Here is a 14026-nt window from a genome sequence, read left to right on the forward strand (position 1 = left end):
TATGCCTTTACTCGACGTACGAAATCTCACGATTGAACTCGATACGCCCCACGGTAGAGTGCGGGCGCTCGAAAAAGTCAGCTTAACGCTCAATGCCGGCGAAATTCATGGCCTAGTCGGTGAGTCTGGCTCGGGGCGAAGTTTGTTAGCCAGAGCGATTCTTGGGATTCCAGGTCCCAACTGGACCATCACAGCCGATCGCATGATGTGGGATGGCAATAACTTGATGGCCATGAGCTCAAAAGAGCGCCGCAATCTGATGGGTTCAGACATGGCGATGATCTTCCAAGATCCATCGGGCAGCTTAGATCCGGCGCAAACCGTCGGCAGTCAGCTGATGCAAGCTATGCCTAAGAATCCCAATGCCTATTTTTGGCAAAAACGTCGACATGCACGGCTGACAGCACAAAAGTGGCTACATAAAGTTGGGATTAAAAATCCTCGACAGGTCATGTCTAGCTATGCGTGGGAATTATCCGAAGGCGAATGCCAAAAGGTGATGATTGCGATGGCGGTTGCTAATCAGCCTCGCCTCTTGATTGCCGATGAACCCACAAGCTCGATGGAACTCAGCACTCAAGCGCAGATATTCAGATTATTATCTCAATTAAATCAATTACAAAACGTATCGATTCTATTGATCAGCCACGAGCTTGAAACCTTAGCCCAATGGTGCGATCACTTATCCGTGCTCTATTGCGGTCAGGTTATGGAATCGGGGCCGACAGACGAAGTGATTAAACAGCCTTATCATCCTTACACTAAGGCGCTGCTTGACAACATGCCCGACTATTCAGGCTCAGGTGGCCACAAGGCAATTATGCCCACCCTTCCAGGTTCTGCGCCCGCCTTACAGCATTTGCCAATCGGTTGCCGTTTAGGGCCACGTTGCCCTGAAGCCCAAAAAAAATGCGTTAATCAGCCAAATTTAAGTCATATTAAAGACCGCTATTTTGCCTGTCATTTCCCTTATCACGGCGAAACCCACAATGACGACCCCACTGCTTAAAGTTAACGATCTTTATAAAAGATACGATACCGGTTATCGAGGCTTTTCCCGCCAATATAACGATGCCTTAGCGCCCGTATCCTTCGAACTCCAACGCGGCGAAACCTTAGCCATAGTGGGTGAAGCAGGTTCGGGTAAGAGCACCTTAGCCCGCATTTTAGTCGGTGCAGAGCCCCGCAGCGGTGGCGAGATTTTTTTCGAAGGTGAAGCCTTAGACAGCCGCGATATCAAGCAAAGATGCCGCTTGATTCGAATGATTTTCCAAGATCCGAATACCTCACTAAACCCGCGTTTGACAATTGGCCAGTTGCTCGATGAGCCGCTGCGTTTTAATACCAAAATGTCGGCGCAATCACGGCACACCCAAGTGGTCGACACATTGCGCAAAGTGGGCTTATTACCTGAGCATGCGGAGTTTTATCCGCACATGATTTCCGAAGGCCAGAAACAACGCGTTGCGGTAGCGCGAGCCTTAATGCTCAATCCTAAAATTATTATTGCCGACGAAGCCTTGACCGCGCTTGACCTTTCAGTACGCTCACAAATTCTTAATTTGCTGCTGAAACTGCAAAAAGACCTCGGCTTGTCTTATATCTTCGTATCCCATAATCTCAATATTATTCGCCATGTTAGCGATAAAATTATGGTGCTGCACAAAGGTGTAATGGTCGAGAAAGCGCCTACAGAACAGATATTTAACTCGCCACAACATGAATATACCCAGAGGTTGATCCAAGAGCAGAGTCTGTTTGTCCATAAACGTTAAACTGCTCCAACCACTTAAATAATCAGGTGAATTGGCTAAAAATAGGTGCCATTTACCCGCCGAAATATTTATCCTATTGGTCATTTTGATAGAAGAAGCTTAAACATGATTATCAAACCAAAAATTCGTGGATTCATTTGTACCACTACACACCCAGTCGGTTGTGAAGCAAACGTTCAAGAACAAATCACGCTAACCAAAGCTAAAGGTAAAATTGCTAACGGCCCGAAAAAGGTATTAGTGGTTGGTTCATCAAGCGGTTACGGTCTGTCTTCACGTATCGCCGCCGCTTTCGGTAGCGATGCCGCAACGATTGGCGTGTTCTTCGAAAAGCCAGGTACTGAAACGAAACCAGGTACTGCGGGTTGGTACAACTCTGCCGCTTTCGACAAATTTGCTAAAGCTGAAGGCTTATATTCTAAGAGCATTAACTGCGATGCCTTTAGCCATGAAGCAAAACAAAAAGTAATCGAGCTTATCAAACAAGATCTCGGTGAAATCGACATGGTCGTTTACTCACTGGCATCACCTGTGCGCAAACTGCCGGATTCTGGTGAACTCATCCGTTCTGCATTAAAACCAATCGGTGAAACTTACACTGCGACTGCGGTTGATACCAATAAAGACTGCATCATTGAAGCCACCGTTGAGCCTGCAACTGAGCAAGAAATTGCCGATACAGTCACAGTAATGGGCGGCGAAGATTGGGAACTGTGGATCAAAGCCCTGTCTGAAGCCGGTGTATTAGCGGATAACTGCAAAACCGTCGCCTATAGCTATATCGGTACTGAACTGACGTGGCCAATCTACTGGCACGGCGCCCTTGGCAAAGCCAAGATGGATCTGGACCGCGCAGCAAAAGCCTTAAATGAGCAATTGTCAGCCACTGGCGGCAGCGCAAATGTCGCGGTACTGAAGAGCGTTGTGACTCAAGCGAGTTCGGCTATTCCAGTCATGCCTTTGTATATCGCGATGGTATTCAAGAAAATGCGTCAGGAAGGTCTGCATGAAGGTTGTATGGAGCAAATCTATCGCATGTTCAGTGAGCGTCTATTCCGCGCCGATGGTGCTAAGCCAGAAACTGACAGCGACAATCGCATCCGTTTAGACGATTGGGAACTGCGTGAAGATATTCAGCAACACTGTCGTAATCTGTGGCCACAAGTGACCACAGAAAACTTGTCAGAATTGACTGATTACCGTGAATACAAAGCTGAATTTATTAAATTATTCGGCTTTGGTATCGAAGGTATTGATTACGATGCCGACGTTAACCCATACGTTGAGTTTGACGTTATCGAGCTCTAATCGACTGCGATAGCTAATCACTGCTTATCACACCGTTAAACGCCACTTTTTAGTGGCGTTTTTATTTGCAACGCCCACACTAAGATGCGCTACACTCGTTTCCACTAATCACTCCCTCAATAAGGAAAGACGATGAAAATTAGCGCAAGAAATACGCTCAGCGGCACGATCAAATCCATAGAAATGGGCGCGGTAAACAATGAAGTGACGATCGAACTTGCACCAGGTGTCGTATTGACCTCTGTGGTGACGAAAGCGTCCTGCGAGCGCCTAGGGCTTAAAGTGGGTGATTCGGCTTATGCACTCATCAAAGCCAGCAGCGTGATGATAGGCGTTGATGACTAGCCCGACTGTAACGTCGCGCTTGATGTGATGGCGTATTGAGTCTGACTGTGTTGCAGTAACTTATTCCCTTCAAACTCATCGACATACTTCAGCGCATTGAAAAAACAAAAAGGCCAAGTGGAATCACTTGGCCTTTTTAATCGAAGTTTACAAGTAAGATAGCCAGTTCAACGCGCTATCCTCACTTAAATTATTCTTCTACAGGGTAAAGCACCTTGGCATTGGCTTTAAGTGAATCTATCAAGCTACGGTAGTCTGCTTCACTGTATTGTGCGTTCAGGCGTTGTTTAAGTGCATTAACCAGCTCATCACTCACACCTTCAGCTGCGTTGACTTTATCTAGCGCAACCACGGCATAACCATTTGCTAAACCCACGGTATCGACAACAGGAGAAGTGCTTGGTGTTGGCATTTGGAACGCTTTGCCTACAATCGCAGCATCGACATCTTGCGCGCCGCGGCCTAGTTTCGCTTTAGCCACTAAACCAAGATCCGTTGCACCGGCTTTAACTTGTGCCATCAGCTCTTGTGCTTTCGCACGGGCAGCTTCGTTTGCTTGATCTTGCTTCAAACGTTCTGTGATATTAGCTTTCACTTCCGCTAAGGCCAAAGTGCCCGCATCGTGATGTTCCTTCACACGAACCACCACCACGTGGTTAGGTTCAAGCTCAATCACTTCACTGTTTAACCCTTTCAGCATGACAGTTTCAGAGAACGCAGCTTTAACTAAGTCTGGCTTGTTCAGCGCAGCAGGAACGTTATCGCGAGAGAACAATGGAGTCGTCTTAATATCGACGCCCACAGCTTTAGCGGTTTCAGATAACGTATCTGGCACTTCATAGCTAGTATCAGCCAATTTGCTTTGTAAGCTGTAGAATTGATCAACTGCTTTCTTATCTTGCAATTGCGCTACTATCTTAGCTTTCACATCGGCAAAGGGTACAGTCACACCCGGTTGCACATCTAATAGCTTGATAATGTGGAAACCAAAGTCAGTTTTAACCACAGCAGAATGTTGGCCTTTGTTCAATGCAAATAATGCAGCATCGAAAGCGGGGTCCATCACGCCTGGTTCAAACCAATCCAGTTTACCGCCCTGCTCTGCACTCAAGGTATCGTCAGAGTTCGCTTTAGCCAGATCAGCAAAATCGGCACCGCTGCCTAATTGCTTCGCTAAATCTTCAGCCTTGACTTTTGCAGCAGCTTCATCGCTACCTGGCATAACCAGAATGTGTGCGGCAAGACGCTTCTCGTTAGACACGTATTGCGCTTTATGTTCTTCGTAATAAGCTTGCGCTTCTTCGTCAGAAACTGGGTTATTTTTAGCAAAATCAGCCGCATTCAGCTCAACATATTCTAAGCTCACCATTTCAGGGCTCATAAACTGCCCTTGGTTTGCGTCATAATAGTTTTTCACTTGCTCGTCAGTCACAACCGCTGTCGCTAAGAATGGCGCAGAATCAACGACTAAATAACGCACATCGCGAGTTTGGCCTTGTAACTCAGCTAACTGCTTAGCTTCGCCAGCTAACACAAATTCAGTACCAACTAGCGCTGCCGTTAACTGACGACGGGTCATATCGACGCGCATCATGTCTCTGAACGCCTGTGGTTGATAACCTAACTGACGTAGAATCGCTTGATAACGGTCGTTATCAAATTTGCCATCGGTTTGGAATGCGGGTTCAGTTTTCACGGCAGCAATAATCTGTTCGTCAGATACTCGCAAACCCATAGCCTTAGCAGCTTGATCTATCAGTTTGTCAGCGACTAAGCGCTCTAATACGCTCTGCTTAATGCTTTGTAGATATTTTTCGTCAGCAGATAACGCAGCAAACATCTCACCTAGCTGTTGCTCCATACGAGAGCGCTCGCTTTGGTAAGCCTGCTCAAGCTCGGCTTTAGTGATTATGTCACCGTTCACTTCTGCTGCTGGCACATCAGTTGTAGAACCTAAGTAACTGCTGACTCCTGCAAATGCAAAAGATAAAATCACAAGTACGAGAATGCCTTTAGCAATCACGCCTTGCGAACCATCGCGGATCTTTTCTAACATCAGATTTCTCGCTTGTTGCGATTAACAAAATAAAAAGGCGCATCAGTTTGAGATGCGCCTTTCTGTAATTTATGGGGAATATTCAGACGCTACCACTGGTAAATTCTAAAACCCCGAGTAATGGTAGAAATTAAGCTTCATATTCCATTACTTTCAATTCGTAAAAAGCACTGATAAACAGTGCTTGTCATTACGAATGCCTTACAAAGGCTACGATATTAATGATTAATTAACAGCGTCTTTCAGTGCTTTACCAGCTTTGAATGCTGGAATTTTAGCTGCTGCGATTTTGATTTCTTCACCCGTTTGTGGGTTGCGACCAGTACGCTCAGCGCGTTCACGCACTTCAAAAGTACCAAAACCAACAAGAGAAATTTTATCACCTTCTTTCAGACCTTCGGTCACAGCAGCGATAAAAGAATCCAGTGCACGGCCGGCAGCGGCTTTAGAAATGTCAGCACCAGATGCGATTTTCTCGATTAGTTCAGATTTGTTCATGTCATCCCCTTGAATGTAATTTTTTGCGCCGCAACCAAATCCGTCTCTAGAGCGGTCTGCGGAGGCTTTTATAACAAGCTTGAATTCAAAGTTCAAGCTGAGTTCGAAAACCAAAGAAATAAAACTGGATACAGCTCAAAGCCAGTTGCGCCAAGGGCTTGGAGCAGCTGGCTCTCCACAGACCTAGGCTACCACAGGTCTACGCTTTGTTAAGCCCCTTTTTTCATTTTTTTTAACGTGATAGCGCAATTTCTTGCGTTATGCCAAGTTTTTAACCACTTCGAAGCCTTCAACCGGTCTTTCTAGGGCCAGTTTTAACACTTCATCGACCCAACGCACGGGACGAATTTCTAAATCGGCAATCACATTGGCAGGAATTTCTTCCAGATCACGCTCGTTTTCTTTTGGAATAAGCACTAATTTTATGCCGCCGCGGTGTGCTGCCAGCAGTTTTTCTTTTAAACCACCGATAGGTAACACTTCACCACGTAAGGTTATTTCACCTGTCATGGCCACGTCGCTACGCACTGGGTTACCCGTTAAGCTTGATACTAAAGCGGTACACATAGCCGCACCGGCTGATGGACCATCTTTTGGCGTTGCACCTTCTGGCACATGCACATGGATATCACGCTTCTCGTAGAAATCCGCATTGATGCCTAATTGTTCCGCACGGGCGCGAACAACTGTCATAGCCGCTTGAATCGACTCTTGCATCACGTCGCCAAGGGAACCGGTATAAGTTAATTTACCTTTACCAGGCACTGACGTTGCTTCAATCGTTAGCAGATCACCACCTACTTGTGTCCACGCTAAGCCTGTCACTTGACCGATTTGGTTCTTCGACTCAGCTTTACCGTAATCGAAGCGCTGCACGCCAAGGAATGACTTAAGGTTCTCTTGATTCACAGTGACAGATTTAACTGATTTATCGAGTAAAATCATTTTCACGACTTTACGGCAAATCTTAGACAATTCACGCTCAAGTGAACGCACGCCCGCTTCACGGGTGTAATAGCGGATAATGCCAACGATAGCGCTATCCTCGACTTTAATTTCAGCCGCTTTTAAGCCGTTGCGCTCAATTTGCTTATTCAGCAAATGTTGCTTAGCAATATTCAGCTTCTCGTCTTCGGTGTAACCCGACAAACGGATCACTTCCATACGGTCAAGTAGTGGCCCAGGAATGTCCATAGAGTTAGACGTTGCCACAAACATCACATCGGATAAGTCGTAATCGACTTCGAGGTAATGATCGTTAAAGGTCGCATTTTGCTCAGGATCTAACACTTCTAATAAAGCAGAAGCCGGATCGCCGCGCATGTCTGAACTCATCTTGTCGATTTCATCGAGCAAGAATAATGGGTTTTTCACGCCCACTTTAGCCATTTTTTGAATGACTTTACCTGGCATAGAACCAATATAAGTACGGCGATGACCACGGATTTCCGCTTCATCACGCACGCCGCCTAAAGCAACACGCACATACTTACGTCCGGTCGCCTTAGCGATCGATTGACCCAAGGAAGTTTTACCCACACCTGGAGGTCCAACGAGACACAGGATTGGCCCTTTAAGCTGACGCACTCGGCTTTGGACTGCCAAATATTCCAAGATACGTTCTTTAACTTTTTCCAGACCGAAATGATCGGTATCGAGCACTTCTTGGGCTTTTGCTAAATCACGTTTGATTTTAGAGCGTTGGCTCCAAGGCACTGACGTCATCCAATCCACATAGCTGCGCACAACTGTGGCTTCTGCCGACATTGGCGACATCATACGTAGCTTGTTAAGCTCTGCCAGGGCTTTTTCTTTCGCCTCGGCGGGCATATTAGCCTCTTCAATCTTACGATTTAAGGCTTCAAACTCGTCATGGCCTTCGTCTAAGTCACCCAGTTCTTTCTGGATGGCTTTCATCTGTTCGTTCAGATAGTACTCACGCTGACTTTTTTCCATCTGTTTTTTAACGCGGGTACGGATACGTTTCTCAACCTGCAATAGGTCGATCTCCGATTCCATCATCGCCATTAAATATTCCAGACGCTCGCCAACGTTGATCATCTCAAGCACAGATTGCTTATCTTCAAGCTTAAGTGGCATGTGTGCAGCCATAGTATCTGCCAGACGCGCCGCTTCATCGATACCCGATAAAGAGGTCAAGACTTCTGGCGGGATCTTTTTGTTCAGCTTGATATAACCTTCAAACTGACCAATCGCACTGCGCACTAACACTTCTTCTTCTTTGTCTTCCAGCGGTTCTGATTCCAGATACTCAGCCTTAGCCACAAAGAATTCTGTTTCTTGGGTGTAACGGGTAATACGGGCGCGACGACCGCCTTCTACCAACACTTTGACTGTGCCGTCTGGCAGCTTAAGTAACTGTAAAATAGAGGCAACCGTACCCACTTCGAAGATGTCATCTTTTGATGGTTCATCGAGTTCGGCATCACGCTGCGCCACTAAAATAATTTGCTTATCCTGCGCCATTGCGGTTTCGAGACATCGAATAGATTTTTCTCGTCCGACAAATAACGGAATTACCATATGGGGATAGACCACCACATCTCGCAGTGGCAGCACGGGGAGTTCGATATGCGCTTCACGCTCTTGGGTCATAGTTCGATTCCGTTTTGGTGAAATGGATTAATACTGGAGTATATTGGGACGCTTTATTGAGTTTCAATGGCTAATACGAAAAAAGGAGTCCATTGGACTCCTTGTTTTTCAGTTTATTAGCAATCAGTACAATTATTGCTCGCCAGAGGCTGCTTGGGCTTCATTGTGCTCATAAATCAGGATAGGTGCAGATTCACCTTTCACGACTGATTCATCGACAACGGCCTTCACAACACCATCGACTGAAGGAATATCGTACATAGTATCCAGTAGAATACTTTCAACGATTGAGCGTAAACCACGGGCACCAGTCTTACGTGACATCGCCTTGTGTGCTATCGCTTTGAGTGCATCTTCACGGAACTCAAGCTCGACGCCTTCCATCTCAAATAACGCGCTGTACTGTTTAGTCAGGGCATTCTTAGGTTGAGATAAAATTTGCACTAGGGCTTCTTCATCCAGCTCAGTCAGAGTCGCAACCACAGGCAGACGGCCGATAAACTCAGGAATTAAGCCATATTTGACCAAATCGCCAGGTTCAACTTGAGTTAAGGTTTCAGAAATCGTCGCCTTTTCTTTTTCGCCTTTTACCTGAGCACCGAAACCAATACCCGAACCAACGTGTGCACGTTGCTCAATCACTTTCTCAAGCCCTGCAAACGCACCGCCACAGATAAACAGGATCTTAGAAGTATCGACTTGTAAGAATTCTTGCTGTGGATGCTTACGGCCACCTTGTGGTGGAACCGCGGCAACAGTACCTTCAATCAGCTTAAGCAGCGCTTGCTGCACGCCCTCACCCGATACGTCACGGGTGATCGATGGATTGTCTGACTTACGGCTAATTTTATCAATTTCATCGATATAAACGATACCACGCTGCGCTTTCTCTACATCGTAGTCGCACTTTTGCAGCAACTTTTGAATGATGTTTTCAACGTCTTCACCCACATAACCCGCTTCAGTCAGTGTCGTGGCATCGGCCATAGTGAAAGGTACATTGAGTGAACGCGCAAGGGTTTCAGCCAACAGCGTCTTACCGCTACCCGTTGGACCGATAAGCAAAATGTTACTCTTACCCAGCTCGATACCATCTTTAGGCGATGCATTCTTTAAACGCTTATAGTGGTTATACACTGCCACAGACAGCACTTTTTTCGCTCTGTCTTGGCCAATCACATAATCGTCTAAATGTGCACGCAACTCATGTGGTGTCGGTAACTTATCGCTATCGCGCTTTGGAGAGATTTCTTTAATCTCTTCACGAATGATGTCGTTACATAACTCAACACATTCGTCGCATACATACACTGATGGGCCAGCAATGAGTTTTCTGACTTCATGCTGGCTCTTTCCGCAAAAAGAGCAGTACAGCAATTTACCGCTGTCACCATTATTTTTGTTGTCGCCCATTAATTACCTCATTTGCAGTCTGCTCTACTGCCTGTCTTAAATTTGCTTAACCTTTACAGAGCATAGCTCAGTCAAAAGCAAAAATCAGCCGCGTTTCGTCATCACAGAGTCAACTAAGCCATATTCGACGGCTTGAGTCGCGCTCATAAAGTTGTCACGATCGGTATCGCGTTCAACCACTTCGAGCGGTTGGCCAGTGTGCTCGGCTAACATTTGGTTAAGCTTATTCTTAATGCCTAAGATTTCTTTGGCATGGATAGCGATGTCAGAAGCTTGACCTTGGAAACCACCCAGTGGTTGATGGATCATCACGCGAGAGTTTGGTAAACAGTGACGCTTGCCCTTCTCACCACCGGCTAATAAGAAAGCGCCCATGCTGGCCGCTTGGCCGATACAGACAGTGCTAACATTCGGTTTGATAAACTGCATGGTATCATAAATCGCCATGCCTGCGGTGACTGAGCCACCTGGAGAGTTAATGTATAAAAAGATATCTTTATCTGGGCTTTCTGATTCTAAGAATAATAGTTGCGCCACGATAAGGTTTGCCATGTGTTCTTCAACTTGACCTACCAAAAAGATAATCCGCTCTTTCAACAAACGAGAATAAATATCGTATGAGCGTTCACCCTTAGCAGTCTGTTCGATCACCATAGGCACTAAAGCACTTTGTATGTCTGACGCATTATGCATTATTCACTTCCCTAAATAAAAATGGCTCGCATGAGGAGCCTCATACGAGCCATTATAAATGGCGAACAGCTAATCAAGTCAAGCTTAGCTTATGCGCGACCAGTAGCCTTGTTCATAAATTCTTCAAAAGCGACTTCTTTTTCGGTCACTTTGGCAGATTTCAACAGTGCTTCAACTGCTTGCTCTTCTAAAGCAACGTTGCGCATGTTTTGCATCAGCTCTTTGTTGCTGTTGTAATAAGCAACAACTTCACTTGGATCTTCGTAGGCAGAAGCCATAGAAGCGATCAAGCCTTGTACGCGTTCGTCTTCTGCTTTCAGTTCGTTAGTCTTGATGACTTCGCCTAATAACAGACCGATTTTAACGCGACGTGCAGCTTGTTCAGTGAACAATTCAGCTGGCAGTTCAGGCATGTTGGCCGTTTGATTGCCAAAACGTTGCATTGCTTGTTGACGCAGTACGTTAACTTCGCCATCGATCAGTGCTTTTGGCAAAGTGATGTCGTTGTTCGCTAACAGACCGTTGATCACTTGCTCTTTCACGTTAGCTTTTAACGCTTGCTCAAGTTCACGGTTCATATTTTTACGGATTTCAGCTTTAAGGGCTTCTAAGCCACCTTCGCTGATACCGAACAGAGCAGCAAACTCATCGTTTACTTCTGGCAGGTTAGCTGCTTGAACTTCAGTCAGCGTAATCGCGAACTTAGCGGCTTTACCTTTCAGGTTTTCAGCGTGATATTCTTCTGGGAAGTTCACGTCGATAACAAATTCTTCACCCGCTTTGTGACCTAAAATACCCGCTTCAAAACCAGGGATCATACGGCCGCTGCCTAATTGCAGTTCGAAATCGTCAGCTTTGCCGCCTTCAAATTCTTCACCGTCAACTGAGCCAACAAAGTTCATTTTCACTTTGTCGCCATCGGCAGCTTCACGTTCAACAGCAGCGAAAGTCGCGTGTTGTTTACGTAGGGTTTCAATCATAGTGTCAACGTCAGCGTCAGTCACTTCAGCTTTTGGCTGTTCTACTTCGATTGCATCTAAGCCTTTCAGCTCAACTTCTGGATAGATTTCAAAGGTAGCGATAAATTCGAACTTTTCGCCATCAGTTGAACCAGGAACAAAAGTCGGTGCACCCGCTGGGTTTAACTTCTCAGCAATAATTGCTTCGATGAAGTTACGTTGCATCACTTCACCCATGATGTCTTGACGAATCGCTGCGCCGTAACGTTTGTTAATCACAGTAATAGGCACTTTACCAGGACGGAAACCTGGGATACGAGCACGCTTAGCTTCACGTTGTAAACTGTCTTTAACCAGCTTTTCAATTTGTTCAGCAGGAACAGAAATGGTCAGGCGACGCTCTAGGCCTTGGGTTGCTTCAACAGAAACTTGCATTGTTTTACCTCGAAATTTGTCTAACGTCCTTTGTAATAGCCGATTCATCAACTATTCAGGTATTCGTTTCTTGATCATTAAATTTGACTACAATGCCCACCACAACTGGCTTTAGGCACAGGTCGCTCATAGTTGATATCTATCAAGACGCGACATTATAGCCACCGTTTTCTGCAGAGTCGAGCCTCAACAGCCGAATCTGAGGTATAAAAAAAGCGACACAAGGTCGCTTTTTTTAATTCGTACTCAAAGTACTAAAAAATGGGGTGACTGATGGGGCTCGAACCCACGACAACCGGAATCACAATCCGGGACTCTACCAACTGAGCTACAATCACCACTGAAACTGGTACGCCCGGCAGGATTCGAACCTGCGACCACCCGCTTAGAAGGCGGGTGCTCTATCCAACTGAGCTACGGGCGCATGGTTTACAGAATTTTCTGTATCCTAACCGATTTGGGGGAAGCACTTAGCTTACCCTACCATTAGCTTATTTGAGTTCAAATCATATTTAAATTCATTGAAGCAAACGATAATAAAGTGGTCGGTGATAGAGGATTCGAACCTCTGACCCTCTGGTCCCAAACCAGATGCGCTACCGGACTGCGCTAATCACCGAAAGTCTTACATTTTACTTGGCATCAGCTCAGAGGGTTCCCTCTGGTCCGCTATCATCCAACATCTGGATGCACTACCGGACTGCGCTAATCACCTAATGTCTTACATTTTTTTGGTATCAACTCAGAGTGTTTCCTCTGGTCCGTTCTTACCCAAAATCTGGATACGTTATTGGACTGCGTTAATCACCGAAGGTCTTACATAACATTTTCAGTGCTAGATGAACACATCTGCCTGAGAACGGAGCGCATCTTATCCCCTCACTTTACAACCGTCAACGATTTTTTTATTGATTGACTCTAGGTGCTGAATTATCAGGCTAATCCGGTTTTTTTTATCCATTTGGCGACGGCTTTAACCATGACACAGTAGCTGTGCCCTGTTAAAATAGCCGCGATTGCCAATCTCTGTGTTAACTACTGTTTTAACCATCGCCCATATAAAGGATATCCTACACCCATGACAGCCCAAATAATCGACGGCAAGGCGATTGCTCAATCCATCCGCACTAAGCTCAGCGAAAAAGTCACCGCCCGCAAAGAGGCTGGACAGCGCATTCCGGGTTTAGCCGTAGTATTAGTGGGAGCCGATCCGGCATCACAGGTTTATGTTGGAAGCAAACGTAAGGCCTGTGAAGAAGTTGGATTTATTTCTCGTTCATACGATTTAGAAACAAGTTGCAGTGAAGATGAGTTGCTGAGCCTTATTGATAGTCTGAATGATGATCCGACCATCGATGGCATTTTAGTACAACTGCCATTACCTGCCCATATCGAAGATTCAAAAGTCATCGAACGTATTCGCCCAGATAAAGATGTCGATGGATTTCACCCGTATAACGTTGGCCGTTTAGCGCAGCGTATTCCGGTGCTGCGCTCTTGCACGCCGATGGGCATAATGACACTCATCAAATCTACCGGCGTTGATACCTATGGTTTAGATGCTGTCGTGGTTGGTGCGTCTAATATTGTCGGCCGCCCTATGACGTTAGAATTACTGTTGGCGGGTTGCACTACGACCACTTGCCACCGCTTCACGAAGAATCTTGAGCAAAAAATCCGTCTCGCGGATCTCGTTGTTGTCGCTGTCGGTAAACCCGGCTTCATTCCTGGTGAGTGGATCAAGCCCGGCGCGATTGTAATAGATGTGGGTATTAACCGTTTAGATAACGGCACCTTAGTCGGCGATGTGCAATATGAAGTCGCCGCGCAAAATGCCAGTTTTATCACTCCAGTCCCAGGCGGTGTTGGCCCGATGACAATTGCGAGTCTATTGGAAAATACCTTATATGCTGCCGAGCAATATCACG

At 46.1% G+C, this 14026-nt stretch carries 11 protein-coding genes and 3 tRNA genes; 5 read left to right on the forward strand and 9 right to left on the reverse strand.

The features are described from left to right. Position 1 precedes the first annotated feature (1 nt). From Q4Q52_RS17550 to Q4Q52_RS17565, 4 genes are all read left to right on the forward strand, one after another. Complete coding sequence (locus Q4Q52_RS17550; protein WP_006081132.1) at positions 2-1009, forward strand: oligopeptide/dipeptide ABC transporter ATP-binding protein; 1008 nt, start codon at positions 2-4, stop codon at positions 1007-1009. Continuing rightward, a complete protein-coding gene (locus Q4Q52_RS17555; protein WP_006085370.1) occupies positions 990-1775 on the forward strand; it encodes an ATP-binding cassette domain-containing protein in 786 nt (261 codons plus the stop codon). Before Q4Q52_RS17550 ends, Q4Q52_RS17555 begins: the two co-directional genes overlap by 20 nt. A 105-nt stretch (positions 1776-1880) precedes the next feature. Further along, on the forward strand, positions 1881-3083 hold the full coding sequence (fabV, locus tag Q4Q52_RS17560; RefSeq protein WP_011846466.1) for an enoyl-ACP reductase FabV: 1203 nt from the start codon (positions 1881-1883) through the stop codon (positions 3081-3083). 132 nt (positions 3084-3215) lie between these two features. Next, positions 3216-3428: a molybdopterin-binding protein gene (locus tag Q4Q52_RS17565; RefSeq protein WP_006085368.1), complete on the forward strand. Its 213-nt coding sequence runs from the start codon at positions 3216-3218 to the stop codon at positions 3426-3428. 190 nt (positions 3429-3618) lie between these two features. Here Q4Q52_RS17565 and Q4Q52_RS17570 read toward each other — a convergent pair whose 3' ends face one another. The 9 genes from Q4Q52_RS17570 to Q4Q52_RS17610 form a co-directional block, all read right to left on the reverse strand. Next, the gene (locus Q4Q52_RS17570) at positions 3619-5484 is read right to left on the reverse strand and encodes a SurA N-terminal domain-containing protein (RefSeq protein ID WP_311991213.1); all 1866 of its coding nucleotides are present in this window, start codon (positions 5482-5484) and stop codon (positions 3619-3621) included. Positions 5485-5709: 225 nt separating this feature from the next. Then, positions 5710-5982 (reverse strand): nucleoid-associated protein HU-beta, encoded by a 273-nt coding sequence (gene hupB / locus Q4Q52_RS17575; RefSeq protein WP_006081127.1) that lies wholly within the window; start codon positions 5980-5982, stop codon positions 5710-5712. 258 nt (positions 5983-6240) lie between these two features. Further along, positions 6241-8598 carry an endopeptidase La gene (lon, locus tag Q4Q52_RS17580; protein ID WP_071938997.1) on the reverse strand — a complete coding sequence of 786 codons (2358 nt, stop codon included), beginning with the start codon at positions 8596-8598 and terminating at the stop codon, positions 6241-6243. A gap of 132 nt (positions 8599-8730) precedes the next feature. Then, positions 8731-10011: an ATP-dependent protease ATP-binding subunit ClpX gene (clpX, locus tag Q4Q52_RS17585; RefSeq protein WP_006081125.1), complete on the reverse strand. Its 1281-nt coding sequence runs from the start codon at positions 10009-10011 to the stop codon at positions 8731-8733. Positions 10012-10095: 84 nt separating this feature from the next. Then, entirely contained in the window at positions 10096-10704 is a 609-nt protein-coding gene (clpP, locus tag Q4Q52_RS17590; protein WP_006081124.1) for an ATP-dependent Clp endopeptidase proteolytic subunit ClpP, read from the reverse strand. 89 nt (positions 10705-10793) lie between these two features. Next, on the reverse strand, positions 10794-12098 hold the full coding sequence (gene tig, locus Q4Q52_RS17595; RefSeq protein WP_006085365.1) for a trigger factor: 1305 nt from the start codon (positions 12096-12098) through the stop codon (positions 10794-10796). 262 nt (positions 12099-12360) lie between these two features. Continuing rightward, a tRNA-His gene (locus Q4Q52_RS17600) sits at positions 12361-12436 on the reverse strand. A gap of 9 nt (positions 12437-12445) precedes the next feature. After that, positions 12446-12522 (reverse strand) — tRNA-Arg (locus Q4Q52_RS17605). 118 nt (positions 12523-12640) lie between these two features. Beyond that, positions 12641-12717 (reverse strand) — tRNA-Pro (locus Q4Q52_RS17610). A 459-nt stretch (positions 12718-13176) separates the two neighbouring features. Here Q4Q52_RS17610 and folD point away from each other — a divergent pair. Continuing rightward, a partial coding sequence (gene folD, locus Q4Q52_RS17615; RefSeq protein WP_311991214.1) for a bifunctional methylenetetrahydrofolate dehydrogenase/methenyltetrahydrofolate cyclohydrolase FolD occupies positions 13177-14026 on the forward strand: 850 nt, incomplete at its 3' end.

The sequence above is a fragment of the Shewanella sp. SP1S2-4 genome, from assembly GCF_031932075.1.
Classification (GTDB): domain Bacteria; phylum Pseudomonadota; class Gammaproteobacteria; order Enterobacterales; family Shewanellaceae; genus Shewanella; species Shewanella baltica.

Bases quoted from the DNA above. Each gene is read 5' to 3' on its own strand.
- tig (WP_006085365.1), bottom strand. From the start codon at position 12,098: ATGCAAGTTTCTGTTGAAGCAACCCAAGGCCTAGAGCGTCGCCTGACC.
- Q4Q52_RS17565 (WP_006085368.1), top strand. From the start codon at position 3,216: ATGAAAATTAGCGCAAGAAATACGCTCAGCGGCACGATCAAATCCATA.
- clpX (WP_006081125.1), bottom strand. From the start codon at position 10,011: ATGGGCGACAACAAAAATAATGGTGACAGCGGTAAATTGCTGTACTGC.
- Q4Q52_RS17570 (WP_311991213.1), bottom strand. From the start codon at position 5,484: ATGTTAGAAAAGATCCGCGATGGTTCGCAAGGCGTGATTGCTAAAGGC.
- lon (WP_071938997.1), bottom strand. From the start codon at position 8,598: ATGACCCAAGAGCGTGAAGCGCATATCGAACTCCCCGTGCTGCCACTG.
- hupB (WP_006081127.1), bottom strand. From the start codon at position 5,982: ATGAACAAATCTGAACTAATCGAGAAAATCGCATCTGGTGCTGACATT.
- Q4Q52_RS17555 (WP_006085370.1), top strand. From the start codon at position 990: ATGACGACCCCACTGCTTAAAGTTAACGATCTTTATAAAAGATACGAT.
- clpP (WP_006081124.1), bottom strand. From the start codon at position 10,704: ATGCATAATGCGTCAGACATACAAAGTGCTTTAGTGCCTATGGTGATC.
- Q4Q52_RS17550 (WP_006081132.1), top strand. From the start codon at position 2: ATGCCTTTACTCGACGTACGAAATCTCACGATTGAACTCGATACGCCC.
- fabV (WP_011846466.1), top strand. From the start codon at position 1,881: ATGATTATCAAACCAAAAATTCGTGGATTCATTTGTACCACTACACAC.